The 14,690-nt window shown below is 56.6% G+C and carries 17 protein-coding genes and 2 tRNA genes; 12 read left to right on the forward strand and 7 right to left on the reverse strand.

All coding sequences use genetic code 11. The features are described 5' to 3' along the window. Positions 1 to 352 (forward strand): 3-deoxy-7-phosphoheptulonate synthase (locus tag Q0239_RS17195; RefSeq protein ID WP_298605134.1); only part of this gene is annotated, 352 nt, incomplete at its 5' end. Beyond that, positions 352 to 525, forward strand: coding sequence for a hypothetical protein (locus Q0239_RS17200; protein WP_298605136.1), 174 nt, complete (start codon positions 352 to 354; stop codon positions 523 to 525). The genes Q0239_RS17195 and Q0239_RS17200, both read left to right, overlap by 1 nt. A gap of 164 nt (positions 526 to 689) precedes the next feature. Here Q0239_RS17200 and Q0239_RS17205 read toward each other — a convergent pair whose 3' ends face one another. The 6 genes from Q0239_RS17205 to Q0239_RS17230 all read right to left on the reverse strand — a co-directional run bounded on the left by Q0239_RS17205 (position 690) and on the right by Q0239_RS17230 (position 6,784). Then, the gene (locus tag Q0239_RS17205) at positions 690 to 1,130 is read right to left on the reverse strand and encodes a hypothetical protein (protein ID WP_298605138.1); all 441 of its coding nucleotides are present in this window, start codon (positions 1,128 to 1,130) and stop codon (positions 690 to 692) included. Continuing rightward, on the reverse strand, positions 1,057 to 3,327 hold the full coding sequence (locus tag Q0239_RS17210) for a CHASE2 domain-containing protein (RefSeq protein WP_298605140.1): 2,271 nt from the start codon (positions 3,325 to 3,327) through the stop codon (positions 1,057 to 1,059). The genes Q0239_RS17205 and Q0239_RS17210 overlap by 74 nt, the downstream gene beginning before the upstream one ends. A gap of 30 nt (positions 3,328 to 3,357) precedes the next feature. Next, positions 3,358 to 4,650 (reverse strand): FecR domain-containing protein, encoded by a 1,293-nt coding sequence (locus tag Q0239_RS17215; protein WP_298605142.1) that lies wholly within the window; start codon positions 4,648 to 4,650, stop codon positions 3,358 to 3,360. 4 nt (positions 4,651 to 4,654) lie between these two features. Continuing rightward, positions 4,655 to 5,347: a response regulator transcription factor gene (locus tag Q0239_RS17220; protein ID WP_298605144.1), complete on the reverse strand. Its 693-nt coding sequence runs from the start codon at positions 5,345 to 5,347 to the stop codon at positions 4,655 to 4,657. A 191-nt stretch (positions 5,348 to 5,538) separates the two neighbouring features. Continuing rightward, positions 5,539 to 5,613, reverse strand: a tRNA-Gln gene (locus Q0239_RS17225). 73 nt (positions 5,614 to 5,686) lie between these two features. After that, positions 5,687 to 6,784 (reverse strand): branched-chain amino acid aminotransferase, encoded by a 1,098-nt coding sequence (locus Q0239_RS17230; protein WP_298605146.1) that lies wholly within the window; start codon positions 6,782 to 6,784, stop codon positions 5,687 to 5,689. Between the two features lie 90 nt (positions 6,785 to 6,874). On the opposite strand from Q0239_RS17230, the gene Q0239_RS17235 reads away from it, so the two are divergent. The 4 genes from Q0239_RS17235 (at position 6,875) to Q0239_RS17250 (ending at position 9,686) form a co-directional block, all read left to right on the forward strand. Further along, entirely contained in the window at positions 6,875 to 7,396 is a 522-nt protein-coding gene (locus tag Q0239_RS17235) for a MarR family transcriptional regulator (RefSeq protein WP_298605148.1), read from the forward strand. Continuing rightward, complete coding sequence (locus tag Q0239_RS17240) at positions 7,396 to 7,713, forward strand: phosphoribosyl-ATP diphosphatase (protein ID WP_298605150.1); 318 nt, start codon at positions 7,396 to 7,398, stop codon at positions 7,711 to 7,713. Before Q0239_RS17235 ends, Q0239_RS17240 begins: the two co-directional genes overlap by 1 nt. A gap of 3 nt (positions 7,714 to 7,716) precedes the next feature. Next, the gene (locus Q0239_RS17245) at positions 7,717 to 8,094 is read left to right on the forward strand and encodes a histidine triad nucleotide-binding protein (protein ID WP_298605151.1); all 378 of its coding nucleotides are present in this window, start codon (positions 7,717 to 7,719) and stop codon (positions 8,092 to 8,094) included. Between the two features lie 68 nt (positions 8,095 to 8,162). Then, positions 8,163 to 9,686, forward strand: a complete 1,524-nt coding sequence (locus Q0239_RS17250) for an amino acid permease (protein WP_298605153.1) — start codon at positions 8,163 to 8,165, stop codon at positions 9,684 to 9,686. Positions 9,687 to 9,739: 53 nt separating this feature from the next. Here the strand turns inward: Q0239_RS17250 and Q0239_RS17255 are convergent, their stop codons facing one another. Further along, complete coding sequence (locus Q0239_RS17255) at positions 9,740 to 10,978, reverse strand: multidrug effflux MFS transporter (protein ID WP_298605155.1); 1,239 nt, start codon at positions 10,976 to 10,978, stop codon at positions 9,740 to 9,742. Positions 10,979 to 11,114: 136 nt separating this feature from the next. On the opposite strand from Q0239_RS17255, the gene dinB reads away from it, so the two are divergent. The 6 genes from dinB to Q0239_RS17285 all read left to right on the forward strand — a co-directional run bounded on the left by dinB (position 11,115) and on the right by Q0239_RS17285 (position 14,682). Next, the gene (gene dinB, locus Q0239_RS17260; protein WP_298605157.1) at positions 11,115 to 12,245 is read left to right on the forward strand and encodes a DNA polymerase IV; all 1,131 of its coding nucleotides are present in this window, start codon (positions 11,115 to 11,117) and stop codon (positions 12,243 to 12,245) included. A 72-nt stretch (positions 12,246 to 12,317) separates the two neighbouring features. Further along, positions 12,318 to 12,962, forward strand: coding sequence for a TetR/AcrR family transcriptional regulator (locus Q0239_RS17265; protein ID WP_298605159.1), 645 nt, complete (start codon positions 12,318 to 12,320; stop codon positions 12,960 to 12,962). A gap of 64 nt (positions 12,963 to 13,026) precedes the next feature. Then, positions 13,027 to 13,101 (forward strand) — tRNA-Val (locus tag Q0239_RS17270). A 114-nt stretch (positions 13,102 to 13,215) separates the two neighbouring features. Continuing rightward, on the forward strand, positions 13,216 to 13,629 hold the full coding sequence (locus tag Q0239_RS17275) for a DUF1330 domain-containing protein (RefSeq protein WP_298605161.1): 414 nt from the start codon (positions 13,216 to 13,218) through the stop codon (positions 13,627 to 13,629). 17 nt (positions 13,630 to 13,646) lie between these two features. Further along, a complete protein-coding gene (locus Q0239_RS17280) occupies positions 13,647 to 14,027 on the forward strand; it encodes a ribose-phosphate pyrophosphokinase (protein WP_298605163.1) in 381 nt (126 codons plus the stop codon). A 43-nt stretch (positions 14,028 to 14,070) separates the two neighbouring features. Further along, a complete protein-coding gene (locus tag Q0239_RS17285; protein ID WP_298605165.1) occupies positions 14,071 to 14,682 on the forward strand; it encodes a hypothetical protein in 612 nt (203 codons plus the stop codon). The last annotated feature ends 8 nt before the right edge of the window (positions 14,683 to 14,690 follow it).

Here is a 14,690-nt window from a genome sequence, read left to right on the forward strand (position 1 = left end):
CGAAGGCCATCCTGTCATCTGGTCGTGCGACCCGATGCATGGCAATGTGATCAAGTCGGCCAGCGGTTACAAAACCCGCCCATTCGAACGGATATTGGCGGAAGTTCGCGGATTTTTTGCCGTGCACCGTGCAGAGGGCAGCTTTGGCGGCGGTATCCATATCGAGATGACAGGCCAGAATGTCACCGAATGCACCGGTGGTGCAATTGCGGTGACCGATGAGGCGCTTGCGGATCGCTATCACACGCATTGCGATCCACGCCTCAACGCGGCGCAGTCGCTAGAACTGGCGTTCCTGCTGGCAGAAATGCTCAATCAGGAACTTGCCGAGCGCGCCAGGCAGGCGGCTTGATGGCCGGGGAACGCGTTCGTATCATCCAGCGCGATGTCGTTAAATCAGGCGTCGGCTTCGGCAGCGCGCTGGCGATTGTCATCAGCTATACCGCGCATAAATCGGTATTGTGGGCGATTATCCATGGATTTTTTAGCTGGTTTTACGTTGTGTATTTCCTGCTGACGCGGTGAGCGCCCTCTGCTAAAGACCTCTTATGGGGTCGCGCCTTATTTTGAGTTCTATCCTGTTTCTGGGCCTGTCCGCTTGTGCCAGCCCTATAGAAACGCGTGTGAACAGCGCCGGGCCTGGCGTTGCGACTAACCTCACGATTCTCGATGAAACTCCGCCAACGGCTTCAGCCGCTGTACAGGCTCGAGCCGCCGTCATCAAATCTTTGGTAAACAGGGGTTTTTCCGAAACCGAAGCCGGTGACGTTCAGCTTCATGTTGCTTTTGCAGAGAGGGATGCAGCCATTTCGGTGAAAGTAAAAACGGGCGATACCATTACGGATATTGCGGCAGCCAAAGCTGCAAAGCCGTTGCAGAGTTGCGCCGATAGAGAGATGCGGCTCTTGGTCACATTGACGCGTATTGGCGATGGCGCTGAATTGTATCGCGGCGAAGCTTCGGAATATCATTGCAAGGCGCAAATGGCCGAGGTTCTTCCTGCTCTGGTTACCGCCGCGCTTGCCGATCTTTCTCGTCCCAAGGGGGCGTATAAAACTAAGCGGCAGGGTCTGGAATAGGATCTGCCGCTTCAGGGAGGCGCAGGTGGAAACATGCGCCTTTCTTGCCATTTTCAACCCAAACCTTGCCTCCATGGCGTTCCGCAACCGCGCGAACATAAGTCAGGCCCAGCCCGCTGCTCTTGATACGCGCATCGGGAACCGAACGCGCAGCAAATCGTGTGAACAGCCTTGGCAGCAGGTCAGGGTCAATGCCCGGCCCTTCGTCGCAAATAGTCAACTCGAGCATTCTAGCTTCGACATCGCGAATGCGCCGGGTACGTACCTGTATCGAACCTCCGACGGGGCTGAATTTGATAGCATTGTCGAGGATGTTGGCAATCGCGCGACCGAGACTGTCAGGCTCTGCCAGCACAAAGCCACTGTCGCTATCATCGATTACTTCTATCCTTACACTACGCTCTTGCGCCAGCGGCCAAAAATTGTCGGTAACGTCATGCGCCAGATTGGTGAGCAAAACGTCGGTGCCTTCGAATGGGCTTTCGCCCATACGCGCGACATCCACAAAGTCCTGTGCCAGTGCAATTGTTCGGCGTGCATGCCCTTCTATGCGACGGCTGACATCCTTGTCCGGTACCGTTGGCAGCAGGGCAATGATCGCGGATTGGGGGGATCGCATGTCGTGTGACAGCAGTTGCAGGGCCTCTTCGCGATCGCTTTCCGCCTGCGCCAGTGCACTGATGTCAGCAAGGTAGTGGATCTGCCCGACGTGCACATCCAAGTCGTTGACGACCGGAGCGCTGCGCATAACGAAATGGCTTCCGTCGGGTGAGACGAAACGCACAAATGGCTGATGATCACCGGTTGGCTCGCGCTCTATGGCCCGCAAATATTCGTCGACACTGCGCCGGTGCATGGGTGCGACGATGCGGTCGAGTAGAGATTTGAGTGCCGTGCCCTTAAGCTTTGGCCCCAGATAATCCTCTATCCGGTGGTTCGCCATAGTCACCGTACCGACCATATCGGTCACAAACATCGGATCGGGCAAATGCTCCAGAGAGTCGGAAACGAAGCGCCGAAGATCGCGCAAATGGTCGATGGCGCTGCCCAGTGCGGCGCTTTGTCGGCCGACCAGATCGCTCCCGCGGTCAGGGTTCAACGCCAATGGCACAATTTCGCCTTCGCGCTCGAGTTCACCGAGTTCGCTCTGCATGAAGGCGCTCATCGCCTGCAGGCGGCGCCAACCCCATAAAGGGTAAACCAATATTATTCCAATCAGTGCGGCGCCGGGTGGAAACCATATGCTTGCAGATAAGGCTACCATGCCAGCCACCAAAACGGTCGCGATGAGGCACAGTGATACGATCAAGGCCGTTCGGGGTTGCCAGCGCAGAAAGCCGAGCATCAACAGCCACATCGGCAAAAGCGAGAACAGGGAAATCTGCCAGACTGGCGCTGATGCGATGAAATCGTCACGACGGAGCGCTGCAACCACATTCGCCATGATTTCCGATCCAGAAACGACGCCGCCGTCGCTGAAGGGGGCGGGGTAATTGTCTCCCATTCCGGCGGCCGTAGCGCCGATGATGATGTCGCGCCCTTTGACCAACTGGTCGGGAATGCGGCCTTCATGCGCATCAACGAAAGAGATTTCCGAATAGCTGTCGCGAGGCGCATAAGGGAGCAGGAGATGCTGGCTACATCGCGCCAGTCCTGCAAATGCCGGGGAGGGCGCTGCTCCGTTCCGATATATCAGTTCGGCCAGATGTGGCCAGCTTCGCTCGCCACTGTCAAAACACAGGTTGATGCGGCGGACTATGCCGTCATTGTCAAAGGTGATATTGACATGCCCAACGCCTTTGGCTGCCGCATCCAGTACAGACAGAGGGTACTCGGTATCGTAGGCTTTGCCATCACTTCCAGGGCTGTGAAAATTCAACGGCAGGTATACCGCCCCTGATTTTTGCATCGCCTCAACCAATGCCCTATCGTCAGCCGCTGAAGAAGCTTCGCTCATCAGCACGTCGAGAAGTATTGTACGTGGGCCCGCGGACGCAAGTTTGTCGATCAGTTGGGCATGGATATTCCGGTTCCAAGGCCACTTGCCAACGCGTGCCAGACTGGCTTCGTCGATGTTGATCAACAAGATTTTATTGTCGGGTTTTGGACGAGAGATCGAAGACAGTTGGTCATAGACCAGATTGTCGAATGCAGAAGTGCCGCGCCAATGCGTTGCCAGAATGACAGCAAGCGTGCCGAATAAAGCAATTAAAGCCCATTCGATCAACAGTCGGCGGCGAAGGTTCATGTGCGGCCGCCAGCTACTGCCTGCTGCCCATCAATTTGAAGCGACAATAATCTTTTCAAGGGGCGTCCAGTTGGTGTTGGTTTCGCCGTCTGCAAATTGTACAGAGCCGACGCGCCAGTAATAGTCGCCATCGGGAAGTTCGGACAGGATAATTTGCTGCGCTGCCAGGCCTGCTTCGTCAACAAACGCGGGTCCATCGGTATTGTTTCTGAAAAGCTGGAAATTGTACCGTATCGTTCCCCGGCCTTGACCGCTCCATTTGAAAACCCAGCCTTCGTCGGCTGAACCCGCAGAACCGCTGATCGTGTTCAACCGACGCTTGAACGCATAGGTGGCAGGAAGACCTTCCAGACCTTTTGCCGATATAGCGCGGGCACGGAAGAAGTAGGCCCCATCGTCCAGATTGCCAAAGTCTGCGTCGGCGCCCGAAACGATCTGATCGGCCAGTTGTTCTTCGAAACCCGCATCCTTGGCAATACTTACGCGAACGGGCGTTTTCTGGGCAGCCAGGGCAAAGCGGACGGAACTTTCATTTTGAAGCTTGCCTGCTCCATCAATTGCAAGCGGAGGCAACAGGGCTTCAGTAAGCGCGCTACCATCGGCATTGACTGCGAGGCCGGAGCCCGCCGGCACCGCCAATTCTGAGCCGCCTTTCACGCCAACCGCCAGCGCCCCTTCATCGACTTCGGCAAAGTCGCGATTCGTGCTGTAATCGAAACGGGTCTGGAAATCGGTGCCGCGAACCGCCGATACAGCGCGAGGCGTGCGGACCTGATATCGGTCATTCGCCGACTTGAGCGGCGCCACCTTCGATCGGGCGCTGCCCCGATCGACTTGGAAATCATAGTCCAGCGCCGATTCAAGGATATAGCGGCGCAGGCGAACGATCTTCAAATCGGTGTTCGAAGGCACCGAAATGCGTGAGCCATCCTCCAGAACCAGAGAGGCAAAAGCCCCGCCTGATGTTTTCACCGCTTGCCCTTCGGACAGCAGCTGGCCGGATGACACTGCCTTTGCGTTGTTGCCCTCCGTCATGGTGACTTGGCCTTTCACCGAAGAAAGGCGAGCAGTAGACGGTTGAAACTTTAAAAGCGTCCGAGGCAGTTTGAGGATGGTACCAACCGGGATCACATGCGGGTTTGCGATTCTGTTGCGCTTTTGCACGATACGGTAATCACTGGCGCGCAGCATATATTTATCTGCAAGTCCGATCAGCGTATCGCCGCGCACAACCTTATAAGTCAGATCATCATTTGCCTTGGCAGGTGCGCCAAAGAACGCCGCAAGCGAAATGGCTGCGACGGATAATGCCAGATGCTTCATGGCCTTACCTTTTCTCGATGGACTCCAAACGATATCCGTAGCCGAATACCGTGAAGATGCGAAACCCGTTTTCCGGTTTGAGGTCCAACTTGGCACGAACGCGCGAAATGTGCATGTCAAGCGTGCGAGTGGCCAGCGCAGCCGTCGTCCGCCAGATGGTTTCCATTATATAATTGCGCGACAAGGTGCGATCCCGATTGCGGAAAAACATATCAGCCAGTTCGAATTCCTTGGCTGTCAGCGTTACGATTTTATCTTCAACCGTCACCGTCTGATCAATCCGGTCGAAGGTATATGCCCCGTAGACGGCTTTTGCTTCAAATGCACCGCTGCCGGCGCTTCTGCGCAATAGTGCATTGATGCGAGCGCAAATGACCGACGGATCTTCGGGCTTGGTAATATAATCGTCCGCACCCGCGTTTAACGCATCGCTGATGTCTTTCTTGGCGGTACGATTGGTCATCATGATGACGGGGGGACGCTCCTGCAGCGAAGTCTGCATCCAGTTGAGCGTGGCTAAACCGTCTTTCTTTGGCATCGTCCAATCCATGATGACGAGATCATAAGTTTCCCGGACCAATGATTGTGACAAGGCCGCGCCGTCCGAAAAGGACGTCGCAACATGTCCCATTTCTTCGACGAGATTCTTTAGATAGTTGACGACATCACTTTCGTCGTCCGCAATAGCAATTCGCATATATCCACCCATCTACCCTCGATGGACCCATTGTTCTTACACTACGCCGGTCACATCGCCCTTTTGTGGCCAAATAAAGCGGATTTACAAGTTGCGCTATACATGCGGTCGAATAGTTACGACCTTTTACATAACTTAACCTAAGATATATACTCGCAGAGTCAGAGGCTTAAGCAAGGTCTGGGGGAATATGGCTGGGGTGGCAGGATTCGAACCTGCGAATGCCGGTACCAAAAACCGGTGCCTTACCACTTGGCGACACCCCAGCAGACCAAGCCTGACTGGCTTGGGAGAGCGGCCTTATAGCGTTCAAAAACCGCTTGGCAACACGTGCTTTGCTTAAATGATGCGATCCACCCAACCATGTGGATCGGGCGCCGTGCCGCGCTGGATTTCAACCAGTCTGGCCCGTAGTTTTTGCGTGAGTTGACCGGGGCCACCGCTGCCAATGGTGAAGCTGCCTTGGGCACCATGAACGCTGCCGACCGGCGTTACGACTGCGGCAGTACCACATGCAAAGGTTTCGACCAGCCGTCCATTTTCCGCATCGGTGCGCCATTGGTCGATCGCGTAATTGTCCTCGCGAACCGTCAGTCCTTCCTCTCGCGCCAGCTGTATTAGAGATGCACGCGTGATGCCTTCAAGGATCGTTCCATCGGTAGGCGGTGTGATAATGCTGCCATCGTTGAAGACGAAGAACAGGTTCATGCCGCCCAATTCCTCAACCCAGCGATGTTCAGCGGCGTCGAGGAATACGACCTGGTCGCAGCCCTGCGCAATTGCCTCCTGCTGCGCGATCAGGCTGGCGGCGTAATTGCCGCCACATTTGGCCGCCCCCGTTCCGCCGGGTGCAGCGCGCGTGTAATTTTCGGATATCCAGATCTTTATCGCAGGCGCGCCGCTCTTGAAATAATTCCCGGCTGCCGAGCAAATGATCATGAACAGATATTCGGATGACGGCTTCACGCCCAGAAACACTTCGCTCGCGATCATGAACGGGCGGATATAAATGGATCCGCCCTCGACCGGTGGGAACCAGGCCTTGTCTGCGTCAATCAGCGCCTTGATCGAATCGATAAACAGACTTTCGGGAATCTCGGGCATGGCAAGACGGCGCGCCGATTGGTTGAAACGGCGTGCATTGGCATCGGGACGGAACAGCGCCATCGAACCGTCAGCAAGGCGATAGGCCTTCAGGCCCTCGAAGATCTCTTGCGCATAATGCAATACTGCGGTTGCGGGATCGAGCGTCAACGGGCCGCGCGGGCCGAGTGTTGCGCTATGCCAGCCTTGGCCTTCGGTGTATTTGATCGTGACCATGTGATCTGTGAAAACCTTGCCAAAGCCCGGATCGGCAATCAGATCCGCGCGCACATCATCGGCAACCGGTGAGGGATGCGGTACGCGTTCGAGCGTCGGGATGGCAGAATGCGACATGCTTGGTTCCATTTTGAAATATAATTACGAAAATAGCGACTTTCAGGAAATGCTTGCACTTAGTTATGGGCTGCGTCAAGATACGTCAATATGGCTGTCCCATCTTCTCCCTCGATTGAGACATTCTCGCCAGCTGCTTCGCCACTCTTTCTGCGAGAGGACGAGGTCAGGCGCGGCGTCGAGTTGCTCTTTTTCGGTTACACGCGGCTGACGCGTTCGGTTGACGAGCTTCTGGTCGAACATGGCTTTGGACGCGCGCATCACCGCGCACTCTATTTCATAGCACGCCAGCCCGACTTGCCGGTCAGCGCGCTACTCAAAATCCTGTCGATAACCAAGCAGTCGCTTGGCCGCGTGTTGAACGATCTGGCCGCAAAGGGGTTGGTCGAAACCAAGGCTGGCGAGGTCGACCGGCGGCAAAAGCTGTTGCGCTTGACCGAAGAGGGTGCCGCGTTCGAGGCGCAGTTGTTTGAGGCCTTGCGCACCGGCTTGTCGGCGGCTTATGCGGCGGCGGGGCAGGAATCGGTGACAGGCTTCTGGCGCGTGCTCGAAGGCCTTATCCCTGAGGATGAACGGCAGATGGTAATGAACTTGCAGGGCAGGGGGCGCTGATGGACCCGCGTATCGCACGGTTGGAAGCGGTGATCCGCGCGCGTAAGGATGCCGACCCGGCGTCGAGCTATGTTGCTTCGCTTTTCGCCAAAGGCACCGCCAAGATTGCGCAAAAGGTGGGAGAAGAGGCCACCGAAACGATTATCGCCGCGTTGCGCGAGGGGCCGGATAAACTCACTAGCGAAGCGGCTGATCTGCTTTTCCACCTCACGATTTTGCTCGCGGATGCCGAATTGAGCCTTGATGACGTACTGCGCGAAATCGAACGCCGCGAAGGCATTTCAGGTATAGAGGAAAAAGCCAGCAGGAAAGGATGACGCGTGCCTGTCGATGCCACTTTACCCTATGACAATCAGAACATCTTCGCCAAAATCCTGCGCGGGGAAATTCCCAATCGCACCGTGTATGAGGATGAATGGGCACTCGCCTTTCACGACATCAACCCACAGGCACCGGTCCACATCTTGGTCATTCCCAAAGGCGCCTATGTCAGTTGGGATGATTTCAGCGCCGACGCAAGCGAGGCGGAGATAGCTGGTTTCATCCGGGCCGTCGGCCATGTTGCGCGTGAGGAGGGGCTGGTGGCGCCGGGTTATCGGCTGCTCGCCAATACCGGAATTCATAGTCATCAGGAGGTTCCGCACCTCCATGTCCATCTTTTCGGTGGAAAAGCGCTCGGGCCGATGCTGATGCGCTGAAATTTTGTTGCGCATGTCCATTTAGGCTCTAGTTTCGGCCCCAGAACATATTTTTTGGGGAGAATCTGATGATATTCGACCGGGTCAAACCGTTGGACGCCATTTTGGCGACGGCGGAAAAAAAGTCCCTCCACCGATCGCTTGGTGCATTCCAACTGACGATGCTCGGCATTGGTGCGATTATCGGCACAGGTATCTTCGTCCTGACCGCCGAAGCCGCGCAAAAGGCCGGTCCGGGCATGATGCTTTCGTTCGTGATTGCCGGCTTTGTGTGCGCGGTTGCGGCGCTTTGCTATTCTGAATTGGCATCGATGGTGCCGGTTTCGGGATCGGCCTATACTTACACCTACGCGGTCATGGGCGAAATGCTTGCCTGGATGGTCGGTTGGGCTCTGGTGCTTGAATATGCAGTGGCTGCAGGTGCAGTTTCCGTTGGCTGGTCCGGCTATTTTGTCGGGCTATTGGATAGCGTACTCGGTATAAAGATACCTTTGGCTTTGACGGCTGGTCCTTCGGCTGGCGGTATCATCAACCTTCCAGCGATGCTGATTGCACTTCTGGTCACCGCTTTGCTTGTTATCGGTACCACTGAAAGCGCACGCGTCAACGCCGTACTGGTACTGATCAAAGTGGCCGCACTGACATTGTTTGTCGCACTGGCGGGTCCGGGTGGTCAGGTGGGCAAGTTTGGGGCGTTTGCTCCGCTAGGTTTCGCGGGTATTTCTGCCGCTGCGGCATCCATTTTCTTCGCCTATGTGGGCTTCGACGCGGTTTCAACTGCAGCCGAGGAAACGCAAAACCCGCAGCGGAATATGCCGATCGGCCTTATCGGTTCGCTCGCAATCTGCACCGTCTTCTACATGCTGGTTGCGGGTGGCGTCATCGGTACCGTTGGAGCGCAACCTCTTTTAACGCCTGAAGGCATGGGCATTGCCCCGGGTAGTGCCGAATTGACAGCGGCCTGTAATGCCATCGGTAACAATGCCGTCGTTTGCTCGAAGGAAGCTCTCGCATGGACTATGCGTGAAATCGGATGGGAAAAGATCGGTGATCTTATCGGCCTGGCCGCCGGTCTGGCGCTGCCTTCGGTCATCCTGATGATGATGTATGGACAGACGCGCATTTTCTTTGTGATGAGCCGTGATGGTCTTCTCCCGGAGAAGCTTTCGACCGTCCATCCGAAGTTCAAAACGCCGCATATCATCACGATCATAACCGGTGTGTTTGTCGCTATGTTCGCGGCGTTCTTCCCGGTTGGTGCATTGGCTGACATTTCGAATTCGGGCACGCTCTTTGCCTTTGCGATGGTGTCGATCGCTGTGATGGTATTGCGGCCCACCGATCCGAGCCGGGTCCGTCCGTTCCGTACGCCTGCGGTGAACATTGTTGCGCCAATATCGATCCTCGGCTGCCTGTATCTGTTCTTCAGCCTCTCAGGGTACACGCTTCTGCTGTTTGTCGGATGGGCGGCTTTGGGTCTGGTGGTATATTACGCCTATAGCCGCAAGGCGAGCCATGTCGGCCGCGGTCATATCGAAGTTCATGAAGATGATCCCGATGCACCGCCGACCTCGGTTCCGCCGATCAACTGACCGGTCGCAAATGAAAAAGGAAAGGGAGGCTTCGGCCTCCCTTTTTTTATCCGCTACAGCGGCACGTGCCGTGTCGTTCCCGGCCGGGTGAACAATTGGCCACGTTCGCCGATCAGGATCAGGGTTAGCGCCAAAAGACCGCAACCCAGGAAGCCAAGCGCAACTGGCGTGACCGCACCATTGAACTGCTGGCCTATCGTTGCTCCGATCAGTGCGGCCCAAATTGTACGAACAAAATTCTGGAACGACGATGCAGACCCTGCAATCGCGCCAAAGGGCTGCATTGCAATTGACGAGAAGTTCGAGCCGACAAATCCGATCATCGCCATGTTAAGCGTGATGAGCCCAAGAAACAGCGGCAAGGACGAAGGCGCAAAGGTGGCCGCCAAAGCCTGCGCGATGGCAAGCGTGATGAAGGCGAACAGCGCCGTCTGCGACACCCGTCGCGCGCCGAACCGCTCGACGATCCGTGCATTGGTGAAATTGGCGCAGGCGATGCCGAAGGCGATGATGGCAAAGCCAATCGGGAAGAATTCGGGTGCCGAAAAAGTCCTGTCGAAAATCTGCTGCGAACTGTTCAGATAGCCGAATAATGCCCCCTGTGATGTGCCGCCAGCCAGCATATAGCAATTGGCAGAACGGTTGGTGATGACTTGTTTCCACGCGCGACCGAGAGCGCGCGGTTCAATAGGTATCGCATTTTCCGGGGCGAGCGTTTCTGGCAGGCGAAGGGCTACCCAGCTGAATACCAGCACTGCCATGATAGCGAACAAGTCAAAAATTGAGCGCCAGCCTGCGAACAGTAGCACGGCCGAGCCCACCAGAGGCGCGACAATGGGAACCGCCATAAAGACCAGGAATATCGTCGACATGCGTCGCGCCATCGCATCGCCTTCAAACTGGTCGCGGATGATCGAGGTTACGAGCACACCCAACGCTGCGCCGCACAGCCCTTGCGCCACGCGCATCGCGATCAGCATCTCGAAACTGGTCGCAAAGCTGCAAGCCAGAGCACACAAGATATAACCACCTATGGCGGTCAACAATATAGGTCGCCGTCCGAACCGGTCAGACAATGGCCCGTGCAACAGCGATCCCGCACCCATCCCCAAGAGATAGGATGTGATCACATGCTGGATGCGATTGGCGTCGGTCACGCCAAGGCCTGCCGCCATGCGCGGGAAAGCGGGCAGCATGGCGTCAATGGCGAGTGCATTCAGCGCCATGATGGCGGCCATCATCACGATCAGTTCGCGATCGCCGAGCAGTTTCTTCTTTTCGGGAGAGGTCATGCATTGCTTATGCGGAAGCCAGCACGCGAAAACCAGCCCGTTTTCGGGTCGCGGTAATTACATTCGAATGTTACGCTATTTACATGGAGCATATCATGCGTCTTCCAGCTTCAATATCGAGCCTTTCACGGCGGGCATGACCGACGACGCACCATCGCTGCGCAAGATCATCCATGTCGATATGGATGCCTTTTACGCGTCGGTGGAGCAGCGCGACAACCCCGATCTGCGGGGAAAGCCGGTGGCTGTTGGCGGATCGTCAAAAAGAGGTGTAGTTGCTGCTGCTAGCTACGAAGCGCGCGCATTTGGCGTCAAATCGGCGATGCCTTCAATCGCCGCACAAAGGCGATGCCCCGAACTGGTGTTCGTCAAACCGCGCTTCGAGGCCTATCGCAACGTCTCTCGACAGATCCGCGAGATATTTGCGCGCCATACCGACCTTATCGAACCGCTTGCGCTCGATGAGGCTTATCTGGATGTTACCGAGGATAAGCAGGGTATCGGTTCAGCGGTAAAAATTGCCAAGGCAATTCGTGCCGCCATCCGCGAAGAGACCGGCCTGACCGCCAGTGCAGGCGTCAGCTACAACAAATTCATCGCCAAGCTAGCTAGCGACCAGAACAAACCCGATGGATTGTGCATCATCTTGCCCGAGCAGGGCGAAGCTTTTGTCGCGACTCTGCCAGTGCGCCGTTTCCATGGGGTTGGCCCGCGGACAGCAGAGAAGATGGAACGGCTTGGCATCCACACGGGCGCAGACCTGCGTGCAATGAGCGAGGAATGGTTGCAGCGTAATTTCGGTAGCGCGGGCAGCTATCTGTTCAAAGCGGCGCGCGGCATCGACCATCGCCGGGTCAATCCTTCGCGCGAGCGCAAGTCGGTTGGCGGGGAACTGACCTATTTCAACGACAAGCAAAGCAATGAGGAGTTGCGCACGGCCCTCGACGAGATTGTCGACATCGTGTGGCGCCGCATAGAGAATAGCGGCGTCAAAGGCAGGACTGTGGTTTTGAAGGCGCGCTATTCCGATTTCAGGACGCTCACGCGCAGTAAGAGCCTGACCCGCAACCTGCTGGATCGCGGCGAGTTTGCGGCAATCGGACATGCCTTGCTCGACCAGATACTCCCCGCCGAAATGGGTGTGCGGCTGCTGGGACTAACGCTCAGCGGAATTGACCAAAGCGGCCAAATTTCTCAGCCTGACGCTGCTGTAGAACCGTTCGTCGGCGCGCAGCCGAGCCTGCCATTCGACAATATTGAAAACTGAAGCTTTTATTCACATAATCACAAAAGCGTTATAATCGGGCAATACAGAGCCGGTTGTTTCAGGGAAGGTGTTATGGCTCGTCCGCAAACCGATATCGAAGCCGGTCGGCAGGAGTTGCTCGACATTTGCGAGGAAATTGTGCGCAAACGCGGCGGCGTCGACCTGTCGATGACCGAGCTTGCCGCTGCCGCCGGCATGTCGCCAGCCAATCTTTACCGCTTCTTTGAAAGCAAGGACGCTCTGATGGAGGCCGCTGCAGGCCGCTGGTTCGCGCCAAAAATTGCTATCATGGAAGAAGTCGTCGCCGCCGACCTGCCAGTGCGCGACAAAATGTACCAATTTTTCGCCCGCCGATTTGTGTGGATGCGTGATGAGTATCGGGCTGAACCCGAATTTTTCAAAAGCTACCTCGAACTGGGTGACGAACATTTCGAGGTCGTGCGCGGCTATGTCGACTTGGGGGATCATTATCTGTCGCAGATCGTTGCCGAGGCAATGGGCGAGGGCTATCTGCCAGAGCTGTCAATTGATGACGCTGTGTCGCTGATCAATCAGATGGTTCAGCCTTACTGCAACCCCGAAGCTTTGCTTTACCTCGATCACAAGCTTTCAGAGGATAAGCTGGCGCGGATCATCGATACGATTTTCATCGGCCTTGGTCGTTCGTTCGATACCAAATCCGGTCCCGGTCAGCCGCACATCAAGATTGTTTCCTGACATCGGATAAGACCTTGCGCGGCGAGGTAAGCTCTGGCAAAGGCGCGCTCCTGTTTGGCAGAGTGGGCGATTAGCTCAGCGGTAGAGCACACCCTTCACACGGGTGGGGCCACAAGTTCGATCCTTGTATCGCCCACCATTTCCTGCAATCCCAGACCCATCAGTATAAGCCAAAGCGAAGCAAAAATCGCTGCTTGCCATTTTTAATCGCACGATTAAACCTTGTCTCCGGAGTGAGAGGAGGAGCGAAATCATGCAAGTGAACAATGCCGTATTTCCGCCGATGGAACAGGCGATGGCGTTTTTCGGATCGGGTGATGACGGTGCGTTCGTCATGGTCAACCTGCTCAAATTCAAACCTAAGGCCGAATATGAAGACGGCTCGGACGCGCACCTGACCGGTGCGGAAGCTTATGCGCGCTATGGCGCTGCCGTGCAGGCCTGCCTTGCCGCTGTTGGCGGGCGTCAGGTTTATGCAGGGCCGGTCACTGGCCTGCTGCTGGGTGAAGTCGAGGAATTGTGGGACATGGTCGCTTTGGCCGAATATCCCTCGCTCGCCGCCATGCAGCAGATGGTGCAATCGCCCGAATATCAGGCGATTGAAAAGCACCGCAAGGCCGGTCTCGCGGGCCAGCTAAACATTCGCACCAAACCGATTGGCCGTTGAGCGCGGCTTCGGGTGCAATGGACAATCCCTTCCTTGATGACGGACCGGACAAGGCAGGGCGCATTGCCGATGTCGAAGGCATCACAGCAATCCTGCAGCAGGCCGCGCGCGAGGGGCGGGCTATGAGTTATTCCGAGATGCTGATGACGCTTGGTTTCCGCTTCACCCGGCCCAAGATGCGCGCCTTGTGCAAAACGCTAGACGCCATTGATACAGAAGCCGAGCAGCGCGGCGAACCTGCGCTGGCCTGTCTTGTTGTCCGCGAAGGCGATGGCTTGCCGGGGCAGGGGTGGTGGGTTTCGCGCCACGACTATGCTGGAGCATGGGAAGGCAGTGAAGCACGCACCTATCTTGCGCAGCACCAGCAAAAAGCATTCGACTATTGGAGCAACAAATGAGCTTTCGCTTGCCATGACAGACGCTGCGCCTATCAAAAATCCCATGGATGAATTCCAGACCAAGCTGGCTGCCGTAATGGACCGCATCGTCGCCGATGGCGCCCCGATTGAAAATCTCGGCCGCCTTTCGGGCGGTGCCAATATGGAAAGCTGGTCGTTTGATAGAGCGGGCAAAGGCTATGTCCTGCGCCGTGCGCCCTCTGCTGCCTTCATGGAAGGACGCTCCTTCGGCCATGATGTCGAGGCAGAGCTGGTGCGCACCGCGCATCGCGGGGGTGTGCTCGCGCCCGAGGTGGTTGGCGAACTTACCGCTGCCGACGATATGGGCACCGGCTATATCATGTACCGCGTCGAGGCGGAAGTTAACCCGGCGAAGATCCTTGCCGATCCGCCCGCATCATTGGTGCATGATATCGCGCGCGAACTGGCGCGTATCCACGCAATCAAGCCAACGCCGGATATTCCTATACCCTATATGGATACTGCTGCCGCACTAGCGGAACTGAAGAAGCGGTTCCTTACTTATGGCGGTGACCGGCCACTTGTTGCGCTGGGGCTGCGTTGGGGGGCGGAGAAAATGCCCCCCCCCGGCGAGGCGGGTCGGCGGCAGCCCCCCCGCCGCCCCGGCGGGCGCTTTCGGGTGAAAGAGCCCTGACCGGCCGC

The organism is uncultured Sphingorhabdus sp., from assembly GCF_937872355.1.
Lineage (GTDB): Bacteria > Pseudomonadota > Alphaproteobacteria > Sphingomonadales > Sphingomonadaceae > Sphingorhabdus_B.